The 23,514-nt window shown below is 73.3% G+C and carries 22 protein-coding genes, 5 tRNA genes and 1 riboswitch; of the genes, 13 read left to right on the forward strand and 14 right to left on the reverse strand.

Annotation, left to right across the window (positions count from 1 at the left end):
* Positions 1-30: 30 nt before the first annotated feature.
* The 3 genes from lhgO (at position 31) to AC07GB_RS02760 (ending at position 3,488) form a co-directional block, all read left to right on the forward strand.
* A complete protein-coding gene (gene lhgO, locus AC07GB_RS02750; RefSeq protein ID WP_478841429.1) occupies positions 31-1,263 on the forward strand; it encodes an L-2-hydroxyglutarate oxidase in 1,233 nt (410 codons plus the stop codon).
* A gap of 47 nt (positions 1,264-1,310) precedes the next feature.
* Complete coding sequence (trmB, locus tag AC07GB_RS02755) at positions 1,311-2,090, forward strand: tRNA (guanosine(46)-N7)-methyltransferase TrmB (RefSeq protein WP_478841751.1); 780 nt, start codon at positions 1,311-1,313, stop codon at positions 2,088-2,090.
* Between the two features lie 69 nt (positions 2,091-2,159).
* Positions 2,160-3,488 (forward strand): PrsW family intramembrane metalloprotease, encoded by a 1,329-nt coding sequence (locus AC07GB_RS02760; protein WP_478841430.1) that lies wholly within the window; start codon positions 2,160-2,162, stop codon positions 3,486-3,488.
* A gap of 2 nt (positions 3,489-3,490) precedes the next feature.
* On the opposite strand, the gene AC07GB_RS02765 is transcribed toward AC07GB_RS02760, so the two are convergent.
* The 5 genes from AC07GB_RS02765 to AC07GB_RS02785 all read right to left on the reverse strand — a co-directional run bounded on the left by AC07GB_RS02765 (position 3,491) and on the right by AC07GB_RS02785 (position 9,174).
* The gene (locus AC07GB_RS02765) at positions 3,491-4,435 is read right to left on the reverse strand and encodes an aldo/keto reductase (protein ID WP_478841431.1); all 945 of its coding nucleotides are present in this window, start codon (positions 4,433-4,435) and stop codon (positions 3,491-3,493) included.
* 172 nt (positions 4,436-4,607) lie between these two features.
* Positions 4,608-5,789 carry a M23 family metallopeptidase gene (locus AC07GB_RS02770; RefSeq protein ID WP_478841432.1) on the reverse strand — a complete coding sequence of 394 codons (1,182 nt, stop codon included), beginning with the start codon at positions 5,787-5,789 and terminating at the stop codon, positions 4,608-4,610.
* A gap of 11 nt (positions 5,790-5,800) precedes the next feature.
* Positions 5,801-5,970: riboswitch (cyclic di-AMP (ydaO/yuaA leader) on the reverse strand.
* 231 nt (positions 5,971-6,201) lie between these two features.
* Complete coding sequence (locus AC07GB_RS02775) at positions 6,202-7,311, reverse strand: PP2C family protein-serine/threonine phosphatase (RefSeq protein WP_478841433.1); 1,110 nt, start codon at positions 7,309-7,311, stop codon at positions 6,202-6,204.
* A 479-nt stretch (positions 7,312-7,790) separates the two neighbouring features.
* Positions 7,791-7,864 (reverse strand) — tRNA-Met (locus AC07GB_RS02780).
* A 59-nt stretch (positions 7,865-7,923) separates the two neighbouring features.
* The gene (locus AC07GB_RS02785; RefSeq protein WP_478841434.1) at positions 7,924-9,174 is read right to left on the reverse strand and encodes an alginate lyase family protein; all 1,251 of its coding nucleotides are present in this window, start codon (positions 9,172-9,174) and stop codon (positions 7,924-7,926) included.
* 213 nt (positions 9,175-9,387) lie between these two features.
* Here AC07GB_RS02785 and AC07GB_RS02790 point away from each other — a divergent pair, with 213 nt between their 5' ends.
* The 4 genes from AC07GB_RS02790 to AC07GB_RS02805 all read left to right on the forward strand — a co-directional run bounded on the left by AC07GB_RS02790 (position 9,388) and on the right by AC07GB_RS02805 (position 12,087).
* A complete protein-coding gene (locus AC07GB_RS02790) occupies positions 9,388-9,885 on the forward strand; it encodes a SigE family RNA polymerase sigma factor (RefSeq protein ID WP_478841435.1) in 498 nt (165 codons plus the stop codon).
* On the forward strand, positions 9,878-10,357 hold the full coding sequence (locus tag AC07GB_RS02795) for a hypothetical protein (protein ID WP_478841436.1): 480 nt from the start codon (positions 9,878-9,880) through the stop codon (positions 10,355-10,357). The genes AC07GB_RS02790 and AC07GB_RS02795 overlap by 8 nt, the downstream gene beginning before the upstream one ends.
* Positions 10,358-10,479: 122 nt before the next feature.
* Positions 10,480-11,823 carry a mannosyltransferase family protein gene (locus tag AC07GB_RS02800; RefSeq protein WP_478841437.1) on the forward strand — a complete coding sequence of 448 codons (1,344 nt, stop codon included), beginning with the start codon at positions 10,480-10,482 and terminating at the stop codon, positions 11,821-11,823.
* Positions 11,824-11,874: 51 nt separating this feature from the next.
* On the forward strand, positions 11,875-12,087 hold the full coding sequence (locus tag AC07GB_RS02805; RefSeq protein WP_478841438.1) for a hypothetical protein: 213 nt from the start codon (positions 11,875-11,877) through the stop codon (positions 12,085-12,087).
* Between the two features lie 118 nt (positions 12,088-12,205).
* Here the strand turns inward: AC07GB_RS02805 and AC07GB_RS02810 are convergent, their stop codons facing one another.
* On the reverse strand, positions 12,206-13,540 hold the full coding sequence (locus AC07GB_RS02810) for a hypothetical protein (RefSeq protein ID WP_478841439.1): 1,335 nt from the start codon (positions 13,538-13,540) through the stop codon (positions 12,206-12,208).
* A 25-nt stretch (positions 13,541-13,565) separates the two neighbouring features.
* Positions 13,566-14,045 (reverse strand): DNA-processing protein DprA, encoded by a 480-nt coding sequence (locus tag AC07GB_RS02815; RefSeq protein ID WP_478841440.1) that lies wholly within the window; start codon positions 14,043-14,045, stop codon positions 13,566-13,568.
* A 37-nt stretch (positions 14,046-14,082) separates the two neighbouring features.
* Here AC07GB_RS02815 and AC07GB_RS02820 point away from each other — a divergent pair, with 37 nt between their 5' ends.
* Complete coding sequence (locus tag AC07GB_RS02820; RefSeq protein ID WP_478841441.1) at positions 14,083-14,340, forward strand: hypothetical protein; 258 nt, start codon at positions 14,083-14,085, stop codon at positions 14,338-14,340.
* 300 nt (positions 14,341-14,640) lie between these two features.
* The gene (locus AC07GB_RS02825; RefSeq protein ID WP_478841442.1) at positions 14,641-15,078 is read left to right on the forward strand and encodes a hypothetical protein; all 438 of its coding nucleotides are present in this window, start codon (positions 14,641-14,643) and stop codon (positions 15,076-15,078) included.
* 169 nt (positions 15,079-15,247) lie between these two features.
* Here the strand turns inward: AC07GB_RS02825 and AC07GB_RS02830 are convergent.
* The 4 genes from AC07GB_RS02830 to AC07GB_RS02845 form a co-directional block, all read right to left on the reverse strand.
* A tRNA-Lys gene (locus tag AC07GB_RS02830) sits at positions 15,248-15,320 on the reverse strand.
* 191 nt (positions 15,321-15,511) lie between these two features.
* Positions 15,512-17,827: a DEAD/DEAH box helicase gene (locus tag AC07GB_RS02835; RefSeq protein ID WP_478841443.1), complete on the reverse strand. Its 2,316-nt coding sequence runs from the start codon at positions 17,825-17,827 to the stop codon at positions 15,512-15,514.
* Positions 17,828-18,125: 298 nt separating this feature from the next.
* Positions 18,126-18,677: a hypothetical protein gene (locus AC07GB_RS02840; protein WP_478841444.1), complete on the reverse strand. Its 552-nt coding sequence runs from the start codon at positions 18,675-18,677 to the stop codon at positions 18,126-18,128.
* Between the two features lie 221 nt (positions 18,678-18,898).
* Entirely contained in the window at positions 18,899-19,249 is a 351-nt protein-coding gene (locus tag AC07GB_RS02845) for a metallopeptidase family protein (protein WP_030685713.1), read from the reverse strand.
* A 66-nt stretch (positions 19,250-19,315) separates the two neighbouring features.
* Here AC07GB_RS02845 and AC07GB_RS02850 point away from each other — a divergent pair, with 66 nt between their 5' ends.
* The 4 genes from AC07GB_RS02850 (at position 19,316) to AC07GB_RS02865 (ending at position 21,279) form a co-directional block, all read left to right on the forward strand.
* Positions 19,316-20,911 carry a metallophosphoesterase family protein gene (locus AC07GB_RS02850; protein WP_478841445.1) on the forward strand — a complete coding sequence of 532 codons (1,596 nt, stop codon included), beginning with the start codon at positions 19,316-19,318 and terminating at the stop codon, positions 20,909-20,911.
* Positions 20,912-20,991: 80 nt separating this feature from the next.
* Positions 20,992-21,064 (forward strand) — tRNA-Glu (locus tag AC07GB_RS02855).
* 39 nt (positions 21,065-21,103) lie between these two features.
* Positions 21,104-21,178, forward strand: a tRNA-Asp gene (locus AC07GB_RS02860).
* A 27-nt stretch (positions 21,179-21,205) separates the two neighbouring features.
* Positions 21,206-21,279: transfer RNA gene (locus AC07GB_RS02865), tRNA-Phe, on the forward strand.
* A gap of 147 nt (positions 21,280-21,426) precedes the next feature.
* Here AC07GB_RS02865 and AC07GB_RS02870 read toward each other — a convergent pair.
* The 3 genes from AC07GB_RS02870 to AC07GB_RS02880 form a co-directional block, all read right to left on the reverse strand.
* Entirely contained in the window at positions 21,427-22,278 is an 852-nt protein-coding gene (locus AC07GB_RS02870; RefSeq protein WP_478841446.1) for a cytochrome c biogenesis CcdA family protein, read from the reverse strand.
* Complete coding sequence (locus tag AC07GB_RS02875; RefSeq protein ID WP_478841447.1) at positions 22,275-23,033, reverse strand: DsbA family protein; 759 nt, start codon at positions 23,031-23,033, stop codon at positions 22,275-22,277. The genes AC07GB_RS02870 and AC07GB_RS02875 overlap by 4 nt, the downstream gene beginning before the upstream one ends.
* 67 nt (positions 23,034-23,100) lie before the next feature.
* Positions 23,101-23,478, reverse strand: a complete 378-nt coding sequence (locus AC07GB_RS02880) for a hypothetical protein (RefSeq protein WP_478841448.1) — start codon at positions 23,476-23,478, stop codon at positions 23,101-23,103.
* Positions 23,479-23,514 lie beyond the last annotated feature (36 nt).

Here is a 23,514-nt window from a genome sequence, read left to right on the forward strand (position 1 = left end):
GGGCACTATCGGGGTGGGAGGTGCAGAGCGATGGGTCGGGGTGCCGTGGCGTATGACTGTGACGTGCTCGTCGTGGGGGGCGGGATCGTCGGGCTCTCGGTCGCCCACGCGCTCACCCGTGCCGCGCCCGGCACCCGGGTGACCGTCCTGGAGAAGGAGGCGGGCCCCGCCCGGCACCAGACCGGGCGGAACAGCGGCGTGATCCACAGCGGGATCTACTACCGCCCCGGCTCCCTGAAGGCCCGCTTCGCCGTGCGGGGCGCCGCCGAGATGGTCAAGTTCTGCGCCGAGTACGGCATCGCCCACGAGGTCACCGGCAAGCTCATCGTCGCCACCGACCGCGCCGAGCTGCCCCGCCTGCACGCCCTCGTCCAGCGCGGCCGGGAGAACGGCATCCCGGTCCGCGAGCTGGGCCCCGCCCAGATCGCGGAGTACGAACCGGACGTGAGCGGCATCGCCGCCATCCACGTCGGCTCCACCGGCATCTGCGACTACGGCGCGGTCGCCGAGCAGCTCGCCCGCGCCTCGGGCGCCGACGTGCGGTACGGCGCGGAGGTCGTCCGCGTCGACCGCCGCCCCGGCCGCGGCGTCGCCGTGCGCACCGCGCGCGGCGACGTCGTGCGCACCGCGCGCGGCGACGTCGTGCGCGCCAAGGTCCTGGTCAACTGCGCGGGGCTGCACTGCGACCGGATAGCCCGCCTGACCGGCGACGAGCCCGACATGCGGATCGTGCCCTTCCGGGGGGAGTACTTCACCCTCGCGCGGCCCGGCCTGGTGCGCGGGCTCGTGTATCCCGTGCCCGACCCGGCCTTCCCGTTCCTCGGCGTGCACCTCACCCGCGGCGTCGACGGCGGCGTCCACGTCGGGCCGAACGCGGTGCCAGCCCTGGCCCGCGAGGGGTACGACTGGTCGGTGGTGCGCCCCCGCGAGCTGGCCGCGACGCTCGCCTGGCCGGGCTCCTGGCAGATCGCCCGCCACCACTGGCGGTACGGGGCGGGGGAGCTGCGCCGCTCGCTGTCCAAGGAGGCGTTCACCCAGGCCGTGCGGCGGCTGCTGCCCGGTGTGCGGGCCGAGGACCTGGTGCCCGCGGCCGCGGGGGTGCGGGCACAGGCCGTCCTGCGGGACGGCACGCTCGTCGACGACTTCCTGATCCGGGAGGGGGCGCACGCCGTGCACGTGCTGAACGCGCCCTCGCCCGCGGCCACCGCGTCGCTCCCCATCGGCCGCGAGGTGGCCCGCCGGGTGCTCGCCGCGCTGCGCTGACCCGACCGGCGGCTCGGGGCGCCCCGCCGCGGTCCCGCCCCACTAAAATCGACGGCACTGTGTCTGAGAACTCCCGCCCGAAGGGCGCCCCCCGTTTTCCCGAAGGTCCCGTGCCCGACCCCTCCGGCGGCCGGTTCGAGCGGCGGATCCGCAGCTTCACGCCGCGCCGCAGCCGGGTCACCACCGCACAGGGCGACGCCCTCCAGCGCCTGTGGCCCAAGTGGGGCTTCGACATCGACGGCGCGAAGGTGCTCGACCTGGCGGAGCTGTTCGGGTCCGACGCGCCCGTCGTCCTGGAGATCGGCTTCGGCATGGGCGAGGCCACCGCGCAGATGGCGGCCGCGGACCCGGACACCAACATCCTCGCCGTGGACGTGCACACCCCCGGCCAGGGCAACCTGCTCAATCTCGCGGAGCGGAACGGCCTGTCCAACATCCGGGTCGCCAACGGCGACGCCGTGATCCTGCTCCGGGAGATGCTCGCCCCGGAGAGCCTGGACGGCGCCCGCGTGTATTTCCCCGACCCCTGGCCCAAGGCCCGCCACAACAAGCGGCGCCTGATTCAGCCGGAGTTCCTGACGCTGCTCGCGCCCCGGCTCAAGCCCGGCGCGGTGCTGCACTGCGCCACGGACTGGGAGCCGTACGCGGAGCACATGCTGGAGGTGCTCGGCGCGCACCCCGACTTCGAGAACACCCAGGCGGACGGCGGGTTCGCGCCGCGCCCCGACTTCCGGCCGCTCACCCGCTTCGAGGGCCAGGGCCTGCGCAAGGGGCACGTCGTGAACGACCTGCTGTTCCGCCGCGCCGCCACGCTCGCCCAGGACTGAGGCGCTCCGCGCCGCCGGCAGGGCCGAGGCACCGTCGCGGGCCTCCCCAACCCTCGTTAGGGTCGATTCGTGGCCACCAGTCCCGCATGCCCGAGCCACCCGACGCCGCCCGGCGGGCGCGACGGGTCCGCCGGGGCACCCGGGCCCCGGCATCCGCACTGGTGGCAGCGCGGGGCCATCCGGGTCACGGGCGTCGTCATCCTGCTCGCGCTCTCCGGCCTCGTGATCCTCGCCTTGGTGCGCCAGCAGACCGGGACCGAGGGCTTCCTGGTGGGGCTCGGACTCGCCACGCTCCCGGTGCCGCTGCTGATCGCCGCGTTCCGCTGGCTGGACCGGGTGGCGCCGGGCCCCTGGCGGAACCTGCTGTTCGCCTTCTCCTGGGGAGCCTGCGCGGCCGCGCTCATCGCGATCGTGGCGAACAGCTTCGCGACCCGCTGGATAGCCACCGCGACGGCCGACCCGACCAGCGCGGACACCCTCGGCGCGACCGTCATAGCGCCCGTCGTCGAGGAGCTGGCGAAGGCGGCGGCCGTGCTGCTCGTCTTCCTCTTCCGCAGAGCCGACTTCACCGGGGTCGTCGACGGGTTCGTGATAGCGGGCGTCACCGCCACCGGCTTCGCGTTCACCGAGAACGTCCTCTACCTCGGCAACGCCTTCGGCACCGACCAGCTCAGCGGCGAGAGCGGCCTCGCCTCGGTGACCGCCGCGACCTTCTTCGTCCGCGTTGTCATGTCACCGTTCGCGCATCCGCTCTTCACGGTGCTCACCGGCATCGGCTTCGGTGCCGCCGCCGTGACCGCCGAGCGCCACACCGTCCGGCGCGTGCTGCTGCCCTGCGCGGGGCTGCTCCTCGCGATGGGCCTGCACGCCTTCTGGAACGGCTCGGCGGGCTTCGGCGACTACGGCTTCTTCGTCGTGTACGCGGGGTTCATGCTGCCGCTCTTCGGACTGCTCACCTGGCTGGCCGTGTGGCTGCGCCGGCGCGAGCTGCACCTGGTGCGCGACGAGCTGCCGGTGTACGTGGCCGCGGGCTGGTTCACCGCGCCCGAGCCGCACGCGCTCGGCTCCATGACGGCCCGCACCCTCGCCCGCGACTACGCGGCCTTCCACCTGGGCAGGCCGGCCGGCCGCACCCTCGTCGAGTACGAGACGTACGCGACCTCCCTCGCGCTCCTTCGGCACCGGGCCCGCCACGGCCGGGCGGGCGCCGACTTCGTCGTACGGGAGCGGGAACTCCTTGTGGCGCTGTGGGAGCGCAGGGCCGTGGCCGCGCCCGCGCTCGGGTACGCGGCGCGGGCGACAGCCCCGCCCCTGGCGCCGCTGCCGCACGCCGCGTACGGGCCCGTCGGGGCGTACGGCCCGGCGCTCCCCCCGTGCCACAACCCCTATCGGCCCTGACGTCAGGCGGCGGCCGCCGTGAGCGCCGCGAGCTGCGCCTCGGTCAGCTCCAGGTCGGCCACCGCGAGCAGCGCGGGCAGCTGCTCGACGGTGCGGGCCGAGGCGATCGGCGCCGCCACGGTCGGCTGTGCGGCGAGCCAGGCGAGGGCGACGGTGGCGACCTGCGCGTCGTGGGCCTTCGCCACCTCGTCGAGTGCGGTCAGGACGCGGCGGCCGCGCTCGGTGGCCAGGTACTGGCCCGCGCTCTCGGCGCGGGCGCTGTCGACCTCGGTGCCCGGGCGGTACTTGCCGGTCAGGAAGCCGGAGGCCAGCGCGTAGTACGGGACGGCGGCGAGCCCGGAGCGGGACGCGATCTCCTGGAGGGGGCCCTCGTAGGTGTCGCGCGAGACGAGGTTGTAGTGCGGCTGGAGCGCCACGTACCGCACGAGGCCCTCGCGGTCGGAGAAGTCGAGGGACTCCTGGAGGCGCTCGGCGGTGATGTTCGACGCGGCGATCGCGCGCACCTTGCCGGACCGCACCAGGTCGTCGAGGGCGGTGATGAACTCCTCGACGGGCACCGACGGGTCGTCGTAGTGCGTGTAGTACAGGTCGATGTAGTCCGTGCCGAGGCGGCGCAGCGACTCCTCGGCGCCGGCCTTGATGGTGCTCGCGGAGAGGCCCTTGTAGTCGGGCAGCGCGCCGACCTTGGTGGCGACCACGACGTCGGCGCGGTTGCCACGCGCGGCCATCCACTGCCCGAGGACGGTCTCGGACTCGCCGCCCTTGTTGCCGGGCACCCAGAAGGAGTAGGCGTCGGCGGTGTCTATGAAGTTTCCGCCCGCGGCGGCGTAGGCGTCGAGGACGGCGAAGGACTGGTCCTTATCGGCGGTCCAGCCGAAGACGTTGCCACCGAGGGCGAGCGGGAAGACTTCGAGGTCGGACGATCCCAGAGGGCGAAGAGTGGTCATACGGGGGCCAACGTCCTTGTGGAGTTGGGAATTCCGGCGGGAGGCGGCCGTTTTCGGCTGAAGGACGTGACCGGCGGCCCTGGCGTCGGGGGGTCGTCGCCAGGACCGCCGGAGTCGGAGGGGCCCACGCGGGCAGCGGCCGCGCGGTGCCAGGGGTCAGGGGTTCAGCGGTTCACGGGTTCAGGCCCTTGTCCCGCAGCCAGGCCAGCGGGTCGATGGTCGCGCCGCCGCTCGTCTTGACCTCCAGGTGGAGGTGCACCCCGGTGACGTTGCCCGTTCCGCCCATGCGGCCGATGACGTCGCCCGTGCTGACCTTCTGGCCCACGCTGACGCCGAGCGAGGACTGGTGGCAGTACCAGATCTGGGTGCCGTCCTCCAGCTCCAGGACCGTGCGGTAGCCGTACGCGCCCGCCCAGCCCGCCTCCTTGATGGTGCCGGAGTGGACGGCCTTGAGCGGGCTGCCGCTGGAGCCCGCGAAGTCGAGGCCGGTGTGGTGGCCGGAGGACCACATGGCGCCGGAGTCGCCGAAGTGGGAGGTCAGGACGTACGAGGAGGCAGGGAGGGTGAAGCTCTTGGCGAGCTTCGCGAGGCGCTCGGCCTCGCGCTTCTTGCGGGCCGCCTCCTCCTTCTTCCGCTTCTCCTCGGCGGCCTTGGCCTTCACCTGGGCCTCGGCCTTGTCCTGCTGGGCCGTGGCGGTCGCGGCGGCCTTCGCGACGGCCGCGTCCTCGGCCTGTCTGCGCTGCGCGTCGTCCGCCCGGTGGCGCTGGTTCTCGGCCTGCTGGAGGATGCGGGCCCGCAGGGCCTCGCCCGCGTCCGTGGTGCCCTGCTGGGCGTCGGCGTCGGTGACGCCCGCGGAGCTGAGCGGGGCGGCGGCCGCGGCGGTGGCCGGCTCCGCCGCGGCGTCGCCGTCGACCAGGGAGCCGACGCCGGGCAGCGAGTCCGCGACGGACGCCATGTCCGGCAGGGAGATGGAGACGGGCGGCTTGCCGCCCTGCGCGGTGGCGATGCCGCCCGCGCCGACGGCGGCGATGACGCCGACGCCGAGGACGGTGGAGCTGCGGGCGAGGCCGCCGCCGCCTTTCTTGTGGATGCGGTGCTTGCCGCGCACGGGGCGGACGGTCTCCGCCGTGGGGTTCCACTCCTCCCAGGAGGCCGGGGGCTCCTGGGTGGCGTAACCGGCGTAACCGGCATGCCCGGCATGCCCGGCGTGCCCGGCGGGTGCGGAGGAGGTGGCGTAGTCGGCGAACCCGGTGTGTCCCCCGGGTCCTTCGCCGCCGTCACCACCGACACCGCCCTCGGTGAGACTGCCGTTCGGTATGCAGAGCGCTTCTGGGGCAGGCCGGTTGGACGCCACGGGGGCGCACTCCTTTCCTTCCTTCTCGCCTACCGGGTTAGCTGACGGGTTCGGAGCAGGAAGGTCTCCTACGGCCGCTCCTCGCGGACGGCGGATACGGGTCCGCGTACACGAGAGGCGTCCGATTCACCCCAAGATGGTGGTTCCCCGGCTCCCTTGCGGGATTAGGCGCGTGCGCGCGGAGCCGCCGGGTGTGACGGCTGGGACGACCGCGCTGCGTTATCGAACGTTAATAGACAGCGGGTCGGTATTCCAAGCTGTTCGGGTTGATCGTTAACGCTTACGCCACGAACACAACGGGACATCAGGGTTGCGAATAGGGCGAGTTGAGCACGCGCCATGACCCAGCGCAGCCGAATCGATCTCCATCCGGAGGTGACGGGGCATCAGTTGCGCTGCGCTGGGGCCCGGATCAGTCACGGGGTGTGACGGGCCGTCGTACGGCGAGGAGCGCCATGTCGTCGTTGGCGCCGCCGCCGGTGTGGTCGACGACCTCGGCGACGAGGGTGGACAGGAGCGCGTCGGGGGCGTCCGCGCCCGAGAAGACGCGGCCGCCGAGCCGGATCGCGGGGTCGAAGAAGACGCCTCGCGCGTCCCGGGCCTCGCTGAGCCCGTCGGTGTAGAGCAGCAGCGTGGAGCCGGGCGGGAAGTCGGTCTCGTCCGCGCGGTCGGGCCAGGCGCCGAGGTCGCCCATGCCGAGCGGCAGGGCGGGTTCGGCGGGCGAGAGCACGCACAGGCGTCCGTCGGCGCGCAGCAGCAGCGGCTCGGGGTGGCCGCGGTTGACGAGCCGTACGGTCCCGCCGCCGCGCGGGATCTCCGCGAGGACGGCCGTGGTGAACCCTTCGAAGGCGTCCAGCCCGTCGCGCCGCGTGCCCTCGCGCGCGAGGGCACGCTCCAGGCGCTGCGCCACGGCCTCCAGGGTGGCCTCCTGCTCGGCGGCCTCGCGGAAGGCGCCGATGACGACGGCGACGGCGGCCACCGCGCCCATGCCCTTTCCGCGTACGTCGCCGACGACGAGCCGTACGCCGTGCGGGGTGTCCTGCACGGCGTACAGGTCGCCGCCGATGAAGGCGCCGGCCTGCGCGGCCTCGTAGCGGGCGGCGACGTCGAGGCCGCCGATGCGCGGGTCCGGCTGCGGCAGGACGGCCCGCTGCGCGGCCTCGGCGATGGAGCGGGCGGAGGCGAGGCGGGCGTCGCCGCGGCGCACGACGCGGTTGATGACGACGGCGAGGGCGCCGACGGTGAGCATGGTGACGAAGGAGGTGACGACCTCGACGTCCACGCCCGCGTGGTTGTCGATGCGCAGGGCGAGCACGGCCACGCAGGACACGGCGGCCGTCGCCACGGTGGTGGCGAGCGAGAAGAACGGGGCCGCGATGAGGGGCGCGGCGGCGAACAGCGGGGACGCGGTGAACTGGGGCGGCGTGAGCGCGTCGAAGACGACCCCGACGACGATCAGGAGCGGGGGCAGCACCCGGGTGAGGGCCCGCTCGCGGGGGAGACCGGGGCCCTCAGCGGCCATGGCGCTCCCCGGGCCCGCCGCCGTCACAAAGGCCCCGAGCGCTCCCGGTGCCCCGGGCCCTCCCGGTACCCTCGGCGCTCCCGGTGCCCTCGACGCTCCCGGCGCTCGCGGTGCCGAGGCCCCCACCGCCCAATGCAACCACCGCTCCACTCCCGCCGCAGACCCTCCGCATCGGCCCAAGGCTTCCCGCGTCGGGGCCCCGGGGCGACCCGGCGTGCTCCGAGTGGGTGACCTGGCGAGCAGCGCGCGCCTTGGCGCGGGGCGGTGGCGCGGGCGGCGCACGCCCCCCGGCACGCCCCTGCGACACCCGGAACGCGGGAACGTGGGCGCGCGGGAACGCGGGTGCGCGGATGCGCGGATGCGCGGATGCGCGGATGCGCGGATGCGCGGATGCGCGGATGCGCGGATGCGCGGATGCGCGGATGCGCAGGAACGCCGAAGGCCCGGAATCCTTTCGGATCCCGGGCCTTCGGTTTCAGTAGCGGGGACAGGATTTGAACCTGCGACCTCTGGGTTATGAGCCCAGCGAGCTACCGAGCTGCTCCACCCCGCGTCGGTGAACCCAACAGTACGCCATCAGGGGCGCAGAACGCGAACTGGTTCCCGAGAGGCTCACGCGTTGTCCGCGTGGGTCAGCGTCTCCCAGGCCACGAACAGGTCGTCGGTGCCCTCCGGGCGCCGCTCCAGGGTGAGCTTCCTGGTGTGCGGCAGGTCCATGCCGAGACGCCCGCGCAGATGGTTCAGGCCGACCTCCGTGTCGGGCCCGAGGTCGCGCTGGAGCCTGCCGCCGCACAGCCAGCCGGGCGCGGCGGCACCGAGCTGGTAGCCGGAGTGGAACTCGAACGCCGCCCGCAGCCGGTCCTTGACCTCGTCGTACAGGTCGACGCCCTGGTGCCAGGCGGTCTCGGCGATGTGCGCGGTGGCGGCGAGGGAGTACCCGGCGTGCTTGAAGTTGCGGCAGGTCTCCTGCGCGAGCCCGTCGGCGAACGTCCGCTGCCCGAACCAGTAGCGGCGCAGCTCGTCCGCCGTGTCGACGTCGCTTCCCTCGGGCGCGACGGGCAGCGGCCCGTCGGACTTCAGGTAGAAGTACGCGGGCACGCGGGTGCGGAAGTGCCGCACCGCCTCCTCGAAGGCCGCGTGGTCGTCGAGGAACACGGCCATGCCGATGACGGCGTCGGCCATGACGAGGTCCCAGTTGCCGTTGGACTCGACCGAGCCGGCCACGACCTGGGGCAGATAGGCGTTGCGGAGCATCCGCTCGAAGCGCAGCAGGTCGCCGTCGGACCAGCCGTCGTACGTGTAGCGCACGGCCTCGGCCGCGCGGGCCCAGGAGGTCGCGGCCCAGGCGGTCTGGAGGCCCGCGTTGGCCTCCGTGTGCCGGGTGACCACGCGGGCCCAGGCGTCCATGATCCCGGTGGCCTTCACGGCGTGGGCGCGGTCGCCGGTGATGTTGTAGAGCAGCGCCTGGGTGTATGCGGCCAGGGCGTCCTCGCGCTCCTCCACGCAGCCCTGGCCGGGTTGGTCGCCGGGCGGGCAGGCGACCACGGCGTACGGCTTCGGGCGGTAGTCGGCGGCCGCGTACTTGCTGGCGCGCAGCTGTTCGTACGCCCTGAGCCAGGGCTGCTCGCGGGCCGCGACGTGGGCGCGCACCCGGTCGAGCTGGGCCTTGCTGAGGAGGACGCCGGGGTGGGTGAAGGGCAGGTCGGTGCGGCGGGCGGGGCGGGTCGCCGCGTCGCCGGGGCCGCCGTCGCCGCCGCAGGCCGGGGCGGCCAGGGCGAGGAGCAGGGCGGTGACCGCCGCGCGGATCCGGCGGCCGGGTATGCCCTTGCGGGGGCTGGGCCGTTCTTGTGCCTGAGCCGCCATGCCGCACCTCCGGATCACGTTCACTGGCAGCGTGCCGCGGGGGCGGCGGGGGCGCAGGATCTGATGGGCCGGTCGTGGGGCGGGCTCGCCCGGCGGGTCGCGGGTCGCTCGGCCTGTGACCGTCCTCACCTCGATCTTTCGTTCTCCGTGTCATCCGGACGCGGGTCGGCAGGCGTATGCACGGTGAAACCAAGGAGATCCGGGAGCAATCTGTTGACCGTCGAGGAGTTCGAGGAGTTCTACGCGCAAGCGGCCGCACGGCTGACAGGGCAGCTGTACGTGATGCTCGGCGACCTGCACGAAGCGCAGGACGTCGTCCAGGAGGCGTTCGTCAAGGGCTGGAGCCGCCGGGGGCGGCTCGACAGTGACGGCCGCCCCGAGGCGTGGATCCGCACCGTCGCCTGGCGGCTCGCGGTGAGCCGCTGGCGCGGTCTGCGCCGCTCGGCGTCGGCCTGGCAGCGCAGCGGCGCGCCGCCGCACGCGGAGGGCCCGGGCCCCGAGTCGGTCGCCCTGGTCGAGGCGTTGCGCGAACTGCCGCCGCAGCAGCGCCGGACGCTCGCCCTGCACTACATGTGCGACCTCTCCGTCGACCAGATCGCCGGGGAGACCGGCCTGTCCCCCGGCACGGTCAAGACCCATCTGTCCCGCGGCCGTGCCGCGCTCGCCCTCCGTCTGACAGACCCGCGTACCGAGGAGGCCCCCGGTGTCTGAACCGCACGACCCCCTGCGCTCGCTGTTCCAGGAGGCCGCCGACGCCGGCCGTGCCCGCGCGGGCGTGCCACCCGTCTCCGTCGTCGTCCGGCGCGGGCGCCGCGCGCACCGCGTCTTCGTCACCGCGGTGGCCGTCGCCGCGAGCGTGGTCGTCGCGGGCGCGGGCGCGCTGGCCCTGACGTACAGCTCGGAGCCGACGCCGCCCGCAGGCGTCCCCTCTGGCCCGCAGTCGCCTTCCCCGCCGCTCTCGCCCTCCCCCTCTCCGTCGCCCTCACCAACCCTGGAGCCCGAGTCGTCGCCCCCGCCGAGCGCGAGCTTCCCGCCGCCGGACCCCTCGGGTACGGAGGCGCAGCTCGGCGGCCCGGAGAGCAGTGCGCCGCCGGGTACCCCGACGTATCCGCCGGAGAGCGGGCAGGCGCTCGGGACGGCGTTGGGAACGACTGCCTCCGGCACGGGGGCGCCTCGCGGCTGACGCGCCGGGGGCCTTGAGCGACTCCAGGGCCCCGGCCTCTTGAGCGGCGCCCGTCCCTTGAGCGGCTCCTGGGCCCCGGCCCCTTGAACGACGGCTCACGCGTTCTGCGCCAGGCGCGCCGCGTGGCACCCCCGCGCGCCCCGAAAACACCCCAACCCGCCCCCGGAGGCACCGACTTGTCCGTTTCCTCCCCACCCAGGCCCCGGCCTCCGTCCCGGCCCGGGCCCCGGCCTCGGTCTCGGTCTCGGTCTCAGACTCAGACTCGGTCTCGGGCTTGGGCGACCGCCTCCGTCCACGTCCCCCGGCGCCGCGGTGCCCCGGCGCGCGGCCGGTGGCGCCTCCTCGGCAAGCAGGACACGGACGTCCTCTTCCTCTACGTCGTCACGCGCGCGGGCCTGTGGGCGACGGCGTACGGAGCCACCTGGCTGTTCCCGCCCGACTCGCGCGCCCGCCACGCCGCGTCCCCGCTGTCCGCCTGGCAGCAGTGGGACTGGTGGCACTACCTGCGCATAGCCCAGGAGGGCTACTTCCCGGGGGACCTCCGCCCCGGGATGGAGGGCTGGGACAACCGGGAGGCCTTCTTCCCCGGCTTCCCGTTCACCCTGCGCGCCGTCCACGCCGTCGTACCGGACTGGGCGGCGGCGGGGCTGCTCGTCTCCCTCGTCGCCGGAGCAGTAGCAGTGCTGGCCCTCGCCCGCGTCGCGCGCGAGCACGTCCCGCACCCGGACGCGGGGCGCCGCGCCGTCCTGTTCTTCCTCCTCTCCCCGTGCGCGGTCTTCCTGGCGGCGGGCTACACCGAGGCGCTGTTCCTCGCCTTCGCCCTGCCCGCGTGGCTGGCGGCGCGGCGCCGTGCCTGGCCGCTCGCGGGGGTGCTCGCCGCGCTCGCGACCACGGTCCGGGTGAGCGGCCTGTTCCTCACCGCCGCGCTCGCGGTGCACTTCCTCACGACGGTCCGCGCCCACCGCGACGGCCGCGCCCTGCCCTGGCTGCTGCTGCCCGCGCTGCCGCCGCTGGCGTACAGCTGGTACCTCCAATCCCGTACGGGCGACTGGATGGCGTGGAAGCACGCGGAGGAGCGCGGCTGGTACCGCGACTTCCACACGCCGTGGGAGGCCTGGCGCAACACCTGGGAGGCGGCCTCCCACCACACCACGTCCACCGGTTACGCCGTCGAGTTCCAGGCCGAGCTGCTCACCATGGTCCTCGGTCTGGCCCTGACCTGCTTCCTCCTGTACCGCCGCCGCTGGCCGGAGGCGACGTACACGGGCCTGACCCTCGTGGCCCTCGGCACGTCGTACTGGTACATGTCGCTTCCCCGCGCCACCCTCCTGTGGTGGCCGCTATGGGTCGTCCTCGCCTCGTGGAGCCTGCGCGCGCCGCGCGTCCGTACGGCGTACGTCTGTCTGGTGGCGCCCCTCATGACCCTCTGCGCCCTCACCTTCCTGACGGGCCGCTGGGCGGGCTAGCGCACCTGAGAGGATCGGCTCCTCGACCGACCGACCCGGAGGGCCGCGCCCGTGCTCGTCCTGCTCATCGCGCTACTGGCCCTCGCCCTCGCCGGCTTCACCGCGGTCCTCTGGACCCTCCACGGCACCGCCCCCCGCCCCGTCCGCACCGCGGCCCGCCTGACCTCCACAGCAGCCGACGCGGCGAGCCGCTACGGGAAGACCCGGAGGAACAACCGCGGCGACGGGGGCCAGAGCCTGGGCGGAGACGACGGGGGCTCCTGACCCGCTGCCCGCACCGCGAAACAGGGCTGGTCGCCTCCGGACGGCATGGCGACCCCAGCTCGTCACAGCCCATCCGAAGGCGTCGGCTTGCCCCTACGCATCTGTGCACCCTCGACCGTCAAGAGCCGAGGACGTCCATCAGGTGGTCATCGAGGTCAGCCACCCAGTTCTCCCGTCGCCACGGCCGCAGCTCGCGGCGGGCCTGCCGCAGGCGAAGCGCTGGAACACGGCCCCCGGTGGCCGAGGCCGCGGCAACACATCGGTGGAGCAGACGCACCGCGTCTCGGGGCTCACGGAGCCGGATGCGAGCGAGCGCCTGGTCCGTCGTGACGATGGCCCTCTGCACCTGCTCCCGCGGAGCGGACAGCGTCGCTACGGACCGGGCGAACCGGTCGTGCGCCTTGGCCGGATCGCCGACGTACAGCTCGCACACGCCCTCGAAGCCGCGCAGGTGCCCCGGCGAGAAGGACGTGGGCGCCGGATCGTCGGCGTGATCAGCCTCAATGTCGTACCAGGCGAGCCCCAGCGCGACCTGGGACTGCCGCTCGTGCCCTGCGCGCGCGGCGAGTTCGGCCTGAAGCGCATGGGCTCGCGCGCGGATCAGCGGGCTCTCCCCGGAACGGGCGGTGCGTACAGCTTGGTCGACCAGGCGCCTTGAGCCGACGAGGCCGTCCGTCGAGTAGAGGGTGACCAGAGCATGGCTCATGTGTACGCTCGCCTGCCGCCACGGCTGCTCAAGCAGGCCTGCTTCACGGCTGGCCTCGGTGTACAGGGCGCGGGACGCGGTATCGTCCCGCGTCTCGAACGCGAGGCGGCCCCCCAGGGTGGCGGCGGATACAACCACATCCCGCAGGCGGGGCGAGAGCGGGTCGGGTACCGGGCCCGAGAGGAGGCGCCTCGCCGCCTCGGCGACCGGCGTGAGGAGGAGCTGAAGCCGCACCATGGGCAGTGAGCCCACCTCGGCGTTCACGTCGGCCACGGCGGCGGCCAGCCCCGCCACGGTTTCCTCGTCCGCCTGTGACGGGTCCGCGAGCGCCGCGTCCAGTCCGGCCTGTGTGCCTGGCGCGAGGAGCGCGAGCAGGCCGCTGCCGCAGTCGGTGACTGCGCGCAAGACCTGGCTGCGCAGTTCGGCTGTCCGGCGCTCGCTCTCGCCGAGGAGGGCGAGAGCGTCCAGGAACTCGGCGAGGTCGGAGCCCCGGCCCAGCGAGGCGACACCTGTGGGGGTGCGAGCGTAGAGGTGGGCGAGCAGGAGCTGGTACCGCTCGTCCGGCACGGTGGGTCGAGGGGCCTCCCAGCGGGCGACGGATCGCTGCACGCTGGTCGCGGAGGGCAGGGCCGGCTGGTGCAGCTCCCGGGCGAGGGAAACGAGCGCGCGGGCGACTCCGGCGAGGGACAGTCCTCGGCGGTGCCGCAGTGCCTTCAGCCGTGCCGCTCCGGCAGCTCGATCCTCCATGTCGTCATAGTGGCGCCGCCAGTGCTCACACGGGCACGATCAGGCGCGGCTTCCCCTGATCGCGTGTGTAGTCGAGGGTCTGCCACGTGCCCGAGGACTCTTCGGCGCGGTGTGGGAAGCCGATCGTCATGCTCGCGCGGTCCACCATCCACCGGTTACGCGCGTGGTAGGCGGGCGCCTTCAGCTCCGGCGCTCGCAGTTCGACGATCTCTTTGATGCGGTCGCGGCTACGGGCGATGGCCTGCCGGGCCTCGGCGGGCTGTTGGTCGATCCGGCCCGGAACCACGATGGTGATGGCCGCGGACGTGTTGCCGGCCAGCCAGGTCAGGGACATGGAGTCGATGCCCTTGGCGCCCCCGATGTAGAAATGCGCGTCCCGGGTGGCGAATGGCCCGAGGTAGTCATGGAACAGATCCGCGTACTCATTGAGGTGGCGGGGCCCCGTGTTCCTGGTGCCGGTCACGGCGACCACACGCCTGATCACCTCTGTGTCATGGGTTGTCATATCCCGCCCTCACCTGCTTCGTTGGGATCTTCAGAGCGTGGACACCAACGACCTGAAGCAGCTCTCCAGCTTCCTGGAGAAGCACGGCCTGCTGATCACGGTGAACGAACCCGAGATGCGAGTCACCGTGACCAACCCCCTGAACAGCCGTCTGTCTGAGGAGATTCTCGTCATCGGGGACCGGTACGTCACCGGTTTCGACTACGAGGTGGGCGTGCAGGGAGCAGAGCGGGAGTGCGCCGATCGCATCTCGCGCATCCTCGCCGTCAACCGGACGCCCGGTGCGTCCCGATGACCGGTCAGCGCCATGACACTGCGTCCGCACCGGACTGCCTCGACGACTACGCGGACGGCAGGGAGCCGCCGGACCTGCATGGGATGGAGAGGCGCCCCGATCCCCCGTCTGCGCACCAGCTGACTCGGGAGCAGTACGCCGGGAGGGCCTGCGTCTGGTGCGCCGTCCAGCTCACGGCCGGGGCCGTCGAGGCGGGCACCTCTCGCGGCCGGGTCGGCGCCGTGGTCCTCGACAGCGTCGTGTACGCCTGCCCTGCCTGCGCTGGGCCTGACCCGCGCGACCCGGAGGAGAGGGGCAGCGATGCGTGACATGACCAAGGCCCTGCGCCTGGCCGTAGTCCCCGCCCTCGACACGCTTCGCGCGGAGCAGCGGTCCGGGGCCGTGTGCGTGTGGTGCCCGCGCGCGCTGCCGCCCGGCCAGGGCATCGACCTCAGCCCCGACGGACGCCTGCGCGCCTGCACGCCCTGCCACACCGTCCAGACCCGGGTGCTTGTGACCTACCTCGACTGGTACGACCACGGCATCACCTGCCTCCGATGCCCCCTCGGCCCCTGCGACCGCGGCCAGGTGCTGGGCGCCCAGCACCTCACCGCACGGGAGCAGGCGGGAAAGCCGGAGCTGTCATGCGTGGGCTGCCGGACCCCCATCACCCCCGGCGACACGGCCCGCCCACACCTCTGGCAGCCCCTGAGCGGGCCGGTGTACTCCTACCTCCACGCCCGCAGATGCCCGCAATAGAGCCCCAGCGGACGAGGCCGTCCAGGAGCGGGATGGCGTGGCCCGCCCGGAGGCACCCCCGGGCAGAGCCGCGACACTTCGACCGAGCACAGGCCGGGCTAACGACCCCCAAGCCCCCGAAAACAGCGAGAGACCCCAGGCCAAGGACATCTGACCTGGGGTCCAGCCGTAGACCGTGTGGGACTCGAACCCACAACCAATGGATTAAAAGTCCACTGCTCTGCCAATTGAGCTAACGGTCCTCGCCGACGTGAGGTCGGCGCACCCATGAGCATAGCCCGCCGGGCCCCGCAGTCCGATCGGGTATCGGTAGCGCGTCCGTCCTCACGGTGTGTCAGGCGATGGCCGCGCGGAACCGGGTACGGACGAAGGCGGGCACATCCGGAGATGTGCCCGCCCTCATCGGCTATCGGCTACGCGCCGGACCGGCGTGTCAGCCGTTGCGCTTCCAGCGCGGCTTGTCGTCGCGGCGGCCGAAGGAGCCACCGGAGCGGTGGTCGTCACGGCGGTTGTACGACGGGCGGTCGTGGCCGCCGGAGCGGTGGCCGCCGGCGGGGCGGTCGTCGCGGCGGTCACGGTTGAACGGACGGTCGCTGCCCCGGTGACCCGACGGGCGGTCGTCGCGGCGGAAGCCGCCACGGTCGTCACGGCGCTCGAAGGGACGGCCACCGCGGTCGTCACGGCGCTGGAAGCCGCCACGGTCACCACGGTCGTCGCGACGCTGGAAGCCACCGCGGTCGCCACGGTCGTCGCGACGCTGGAAGCCTCCACGGTCGTCACGGCGGTCACGGTCGAAGGAACGGCCACCACGGTCGTCACGGCGGTCGTCACGGCGCTGGAAGCCACCGCGGTCGTCACGGCGGTCACGGTCGAAGGAACGGCCACCACGGTCGTCGCGGCGGTCGTCACGGCGGAAGCCACCACGGTCGCCGCGGTCACCGCGGTCGTCACGGCGCTGGAAGCCGCCACGGTCACCACGGTCGTCGCGACGCTGGAAGCCACCGCGGTCGCCACGGTCGTCGCGGGACGGGCGACGGTCGTACGACGGGCGGTCGGAGCGGTCAGAGCGGTCGGTGTGCTCGGCGCGCTCGGCCTGCGGCTGGTCCGTCTGCTCCGGCAGGGCGGCCGGGGCCTCGGCCGGGGCGGCCTCGGCGGCGGTCTCCGCGGCGGCGGCGAGCGCCTCCGCCGGGTCCTCGCCCCGCTCGCGCGCGGCCCGCGCGGTGAGGCGGTCGGCCTCCTCGCGCAGCTCCGCGGCGCGGCGCTGGGCGCGCTCCAGCTCCTTGGTGAGGCCCTGCACCTCGCGCTCGGCCTGGCTCGCTGCCTGGCTGGCGGAGTCGGCCTGCACCTCGGTCATGGAGCGGGCGCCGGTGATCTCGGCGACCTCCGGGTCGAAGGCGCCGCCGCCGTTGATGACGTGACGCGAGGCGTCGACGCCCGCGTCCTCCATGAGGCGGAAGATCTGGCGGCGCTGGTGCGGCAGCGAGAGGGAGACGACGGTGCCGCTGCGGCCGGCACGGGCGGTACGGCCCGAGCGGTGCAGGTAGTCCTTGTGGTCACCGGCCGGGTCCACGTTCAGGACCAGGTCGATGCCGTCGACGTGGATGCCGCGGGCGGCGACGTCGGTGGCGACGAGCGCGTTGACGTAGCCGTCCTTGAAGTCGGCGAGGGTCCGCGTACGCGCGCCCTGCGTCATGCCGCCGTGCAGCGCGTCGGCCTTCACACCGGCGTCACGCAGCTGCTCGGCGATGCGGTCGGCGCCCAGCTGGGTGCGGACGAAGATGATGGTGCGGCCCTTGCGCGCGGCGATCGCGGCCGTGACCGGCGCCTTGTCGCGGGGCTTCACGATCAGGATGTGGTGCGTCATGGTCGTGACGTTGCCCTGGGCGCTGTCGACCTCGTGCGTCACCGGGTTGGTCAGGTAGCGCTTGACCAGCGTGGAGATCTCGTTCTCCATCGTGGCCGAGAACAGCATGCGCTGGCCGCCGGCCGGGACCTGGTCGAGCAGCTCGGTGACCTCGGGCAGGAAGCCCAGGTCGGACATCTGGTCGGCCTCGTCGAGGACGGCGACCTCGACGTTCTCCAGGGAGCAGGCGCCGCGGTTGATGATGTCGCGCAGACGGCCCGGGGTCGCGACGAGGACGTCGACGCCGCGCTCCAGGGCGTAGATCTGGTTGCCCATGGACGTACCGCCGCAGACGACCTTCATCTTCAGGCCGAGGACGTCGCCGTAGGGCTGGAGGGCGTCGGCGACCTGCATCGCCAGCTCGCGGGTCGGGGTCAGGATGACCGCGCGGGGCTTCTTCTTCTCGGTGTAGCCGTCGGCGAGGCGCGCCAGGGTCGGCAGACCGAAGGAGAGCGTCTTGCCGGAGCCGGTGCGGCCACGGCCGAGGATGTCCTTGCCGGCCAGGGCGTCCGGGATGGTCGCGGCCTGGATCGGGAAGGGGGTGTGCACGCCGTTGCGCGCGAGCTTGCGGACGACACCGTCGGGCAGGCCGAGGTCACCGAACGTGATCTCGGGCTCGGCGTCGGCTTCGGCCTCGGCGGCCTCGGCGGCGGCGTCAGCGGCCTCAAGGGCCTCCGCCTCGGACTCGACGACCTGCTCGGCGGGCTCCACGGCCTCGGACTCGACGGCCTCGGGCTCGACGGCCTCGGGCGCCACGGTCGGGGCGCCCTCGATTGCGGCCTCCGCCGCCTCGACGACGGTCTCATTCTCGGGCAGGACGGCGTGGTCAGAACTGAAAATGGACATGCGAAATGCGAAACCTTCCGGAGTCTCGGCACGCGCCCGTCAACTCCGTGATTTCGCAATGGACCGCCTCTATGCGGTCAGCCACGGCAAGGGAGAGTACGCGCCACGCGGCGCTCTTCTGTGGCTTTTCCACCAAGAGGGCCGGGCAAATGGGATCAAACGATCTACCACCATACGCACCTACCACCCCCATTGGCAAATGCGCACCATAATCGCCCTCCGCGGCTCCAGGAGCACCCCCTGAAGCACCCGCGGAGGCACCCCCGGGAGAACCCGGGAACAGCCCGGCACGCCCGGGCTACGCCGGCCCCGCCTGCGGCGAAGGCTCCCCCTGCTCCTTGACCGGCCCCTCCGCCTCCCCGTGCGCCGACGACGAGGGCTCCGGGGTCGTCGGGTCCGGCGTCGGCGTGGGCGGCTCGGGCGTGGGGTCGGGGGTGGGGGTGGTGCGCGTGGGGCGGGGCCCGGGCTTCGTGCGCGACGGCGTCGGCCGCCCGTTCCGCGTCGGCTCGACCGACGCGGTGCTGGTGCCGGACCCGGCCCGCGAGGGCTTGCCGCCCGGCTTGTCGTCGCCGTCGGCCTCCGGCGCCGCCTTGCCCTTGTCGCCGCGCTTGCCCTTGCCCTTCTTGCCCTTGCCGCCGCCGCCCTCGCGGTGCCCGTCGTCCCCGCGTCCGCGCTCACCGCCGGGCAGGACCGTGCCGCCGTCGGGCGCGGCGGCGCCGCCGCGCTCCTTGGCCGACTTCCCGGGCACGGGCGCGCCGCTCCCGTCGTCGCCGATGCTCATGCAGCCCGCGGTCGCCGCGACGGCCACCACGGTCGCGGCCCATCGGACGGAAACGTAGAACTGGCGCACGGCCGAGCACCTCCGAGGCGCAGGGGGAGAGAGACGCCCTGCCCAACTCCCGCGCCCGGCAAGAGGACACGCGCGCCACCGCCCCAAGAAGGACCCGCGCCCGGCCCGGCGCCACGGCCGTACGCGGCGGACGCCGGGCGGCGTCCCGGCCCCGCGCGGCAGCCCTCAAACGCGTACCGGACCCCGCGCGGCAGCCCTCAAACGCGTCCCGGGCCGGCGGCTCAGCCGTACCCGAGCGCGTGCAGCCGCTCGTCGTCGATCCCGAAGTGGTGCGCCACCTCGTGCACGACGGTGATCTCCGTCTCCGCCACCACGTCCTCGCGCGACTCGCACATCCGCAGCGTCGGCCCCCGGTAGATGGTGATCCGGTCCGGCAGCACCCCGGCGTACCACTCGCCGCGGTCGGTCAGCGGCGTGCCCTCGTAGAGCCCGAGCAGCTCGGGGTCGTCGCTGGGCGGCTCGTCCTCGACGAACACCGCCACGTTGTCCATGAGCCGTGTCAGCTCCGGCGGGATCCGGTCGAGCGCCTCGGCCACCAGTTCCTCGAACTCCTCGCGCGTCATCTCCAGCACAGGACCATTGTCGACCGTCGATCACCGGCAGGCATAGCCACCTCTCCGCTTGGGCATACGGGCCCAATGGGGCGCGACGTCACGGTCGTTCTGCGGCACCTGCGCGGCCTGCGCGGTGTCCCCACCACTCTCCTCGACCGCGTCCGCACCCTGCGGCGCGCACGCCGGAATGCCCGAGAAGGCGCACGTCAGCGGCGTACGCCGGTCGAGCTGGGCAGGGCCCCGCGCCCATTCGCCCGCTCCCTCGGCCTGATCGCCGTCGTGGTGCTGGGCGCCTGGCTCGGGCTGCTGATCGTCGGCAGCGTCCGTACGTCCGTGGGGCCCATGGACACCCGAATGGCGCTGCGGCCCTCGCTCACCGGCGGCACGAAGATCGACGTGTCGCCGCTCGGCGCCCTGGAGCTGCGCTCGCACACCGCGCCGATCCGCCTCGACGTCGACGTGGACCGCCTCGACCCGGTGCGCTCCGAGGCCCTGGTCGACCACCCCGAGCGGATCTCGGGGCTCCAGGAGGAGGTGGCGAGCGACGTGGTGAACGGCACGCTGAACCTCGCGGTGCGCTCCTGCGCCGCGGTCGTCGCCGGGGCCACCGCGCTCGGCCTCGCCGTCTACCGCCGCCCCCGGCGCGCGCTCGCCGCGGGCGGCCTCGCCCTGGCCCTGCTCGCCGCGTCCGGCGTGGCCGCGTTCGCCACCTGGAACCCCCGCTCGGTCCTGGAGCCGAAGTTCTCGGGCCTGCTCAGCAGCGCCCCCTCCATGGTTGGCAACGCGCGCAGCATCGTGAGCGAATTCGACGTCTACCAGCGCGAGTTGGCGCGCCTGGTGACGAACGTCACCAAGCTGTACGACGTCACGTCGACGCTGCCCGCGTACGAGCCGGACCCCTCCACGATCCGCCTCCTGCACGTCTCCGACATCCACCTCAACCCGGCGAGCTGGAAGATCATCAACTCGCTGGTCGAGCAGTACGACATCGACGTCATCGTCGACTCCGGCGACACCATGGACCACGGCACGGCCGCGGAGAACGCCTTCCTCGACCCCATCGAGGACCTCGACGCGCCGTACGTGTGGGTGCGCGGCAACCACGACTCCACGACCACACAGCGTTACCTGAAGAAGCTCAAGAACACGCACGTCCTGGACGACGGCAAGCCCGTCGACGTCGCGGGCCTGCGCTTCGCGGGCATCGGCGACCCCCAGTTCACGCCGGACCGCTCCACGAAGGCGGAGGGCGACCCCGCGGAGGAGGTGGCGGGCATCACGCTCGCCTCATCCCTGCGCGCCCAGGCCGCCGCGCGCACCCCGGTCGACGTGGCGGTCGCCCACAACCCGGTGGCCGCGCGCGAGACGGACGGCACGGTGCCGCTGGTCCTGGCGGGGCATCTGCACCACCAGGAGATGGAGGTCATGGACAAGGGCACCCGGCTGCGGATCGAGGGCTCCACCGGGGGCAGCGGGCTGCGCGCCGTCGAGGGCGAGCACCCGGACCCCGTCGAGACCTCCGTGCTCTACCTGGACCGGGCGACCAAGCGGCTCCAGGCCTGGGACGAGATCAAGCTCGGCGGGCTCGGCCTCACGAAAGCCGAGGTCAGCCGCCATCTCCCCAAGGAGAACCAGCCCGGCGCGAAGCCCTCGACGCCGCCGCCGGGCCCGCCTCCGTAAACCGTTTTGGCGATCGGTCCCCGCATCCCATATGCTTCTCACGTCCCCGACGCGCTGCGAAGCGCCCAGGCGGGTCGATAGCCCTCATCGTCTAGCGGCCTAGGACGCCGCCCTTTCAAGGCGGTAGCACGGGTTCGAATCCCGTTGGGGGCACGCACCACCCTGTGCGAGACTAGTGCTCGCACAACGCAAGGTCCTGTGGAGCAGTTTGGAGTGCTCGCCACCCTGTCAAGGTGGAGGCCGCGGGTTCAAATCCCGTCAGGACCGCTTGCAGATCACCCCGGTGAGCTGCGTGGCTGGGTAGCTCAGTTGGTACGAGCGATCGCCTGAAAAGCGATAGGTCGCCGGTTCGATCCCGGCCCCAGCCACTTCCTTGAAGCCCTCGTCTCCGGACGGGGGCTTCGTCGTTTCCCAGGCGCCGATGTTTCACGTGAAACGCCGTTGCCCACGCGCCAGTTGACCCGTCTCCGGGTGACCCTCCGGGTGGGCCCGGCAGGCCCACCCGGAGGCGCGGGTCACTCCGTGTCCGACGTCGCCTCGGGCTCGGTGCGGCGGTTGCGCAGGGCCGCGGTGAGGGCCACCACGGCCACTATGGCGACCAGGCCGAGCAGGGCCGCCCAGTCCGGCACCGCGTCGCCGATGCGGCTCGCCCGCTCCTGGACGGTGTACGAGTCGTCCACGTCGAGGAGGCCGGGCAGCGCGGCGGCGCCGTCGTAGGCGAGGAACAAGGCGCCGAGGAGCACGAAGAACAGGCCGGAGAGCAGGGACGTCGTGTGCAGCTCCAGACGGCCGACGCGGAAGGCGCGACCGCGCAGCCACCGCCGCCGCCCCAGGTCGAACCGCTCCCACAGCGCGGCGAGCACGAACAGCGGCACCGCCATCCCCAGCGCGTAGACCGCGAGGAGCGCGCCCCCGTACACCGGGCTGCCGCTCACCGCCGCGACCGTGAGGACGCTGCCGAGGATCGGGCCCGCGCAGAACCCGGCGAGCCCGTAGACGGCGCCCAGCGCGTACACCGACACCGCCGTGGTGGGCCGGATCCGCCCGGACAGCTCGGCGAGGCGGCGGGAGGCGAAGCCGAGCCCCACCACCTGCGCGATCCCGAGCGCGATGATCGTCCAGCCCGCCCAGAACACCAGCTGCTCCCGGTGCCCGAAGAAGAACCGCCCGGCCGTCGACCCGGCGGCCCCCAGCGGCACGAGGGTCGTGGCGAGCCCGGCGTAGAAAATGCCGGTCCGGGCGAGCAGCCGCGACGTGGAGTCGATCGAGTACGCGAAGAAAGCCGGCAGGAGCAGCGCGCTGCACGGGCTGACCAGGGCGAGGAGACCGGCGAGGAAGGCGGCGAAGTATCCGACGTCGGCCGTCACTTGCCGGCCCCGCCCTTGCCGCCCTTGGCCCGGCTCGCCGCCGCCTTCTGGATCGCCTCCTCGAAGACGGACTGGGGCTGCGCGCCCGCGAGGGGCCGCCCGTTGATCAGGAACGACGGCGTGGACGTGGCGCCGAGCTTGTAGCCCTCGTCCTGGTCCTTCTTCACCGCCGACTTCGCCGCGTCGCTCACGGTGTCCCGCAGGAAGCGCGGGACGTCCTTGACCCCGGCCTCGCGCGCCAGCTCCTTGAGCCGGTCCTCGCCGAAGCCCTTCTCCTTGGCGCCGTCCGCGTACGCGGCCTCGTGGAACTGCCAGAACCGGCCCTGCTTGCCCGCGGCCCAGGCGCCGCGCGCCGCCCGCTCGGAGTCCTCGCCGAAGATCGGGAAGTTGCGCCACTCGATACGCAGCGTGCCGTTCTCGACGTACTTCTTCACCAGGTCCGGCTCGGTGTCACGGGCGAACTTGCCGCAGAAGCCGCACTTGAAGTCCGCGAACTCGATCATGACGACGGGCGCGTCGGCCTTGCCCTGGGCGAGCGGGTCCTTGGCGTCGCGGCGCGCGAGGGCCTCCAGCTCGGGGAAGACGCCCGGCTCCGGCGCGGCGGAGTCCGAGCCCTTCCCGGCGGACGCGGAGGACCCCTTGGACCCGGAGTCGTCCGGCTTGGTAGCGGTGTACGAGGCGATGCCGAGCGCCCCGGCGGCGACGGCGACCGCGGCGACGACGGCGATGTTCTTCTTCTTGCGGGCAGTGGACATGGTGATGCGCTTCTCCTGTTGCGTGCGTGGACGTGCGTAGCTGAGGGGCCCCTGAGACAGGGGCCTCCTACACGCGCAGAACGGAGAGGTCCACCGGTGAGGGCGGCGTGAGCGGCGGCGGCGCGCGCAGCGACGCCACGGCCCGCACGGCCGGCTCGCTGCCCCAGGAGTCGTAGTCGACGGCACGGGCCGCGAACGCCGACGGCGGCAGCTCGTACCCGGGCCCCTGCCGCGGCGGCACCGCGGGCCGCTGTCCCAGGTCGGAGGCGTCGCTCCGGCCGCATCCCGGCGCCCCGCGCCCGTCGGCCTCCTGGGCGAAGACATGGGCCGCCCGGTCGACGGGCGGCGCGGGCCGGTCCGCGAAGGCGGGCCCGCAGAACGCCCCGAGCACCACGAGCAGCACCGCCACCAGGGGGCACCACGGCGTACGCACACGGGACGACATGCCCGGAATGGTACGTGCCGCCGCGCCCGCCCCGGG

Source organism: Streptomyces sp. NPDC045778 (assembly GCF_056431945.1).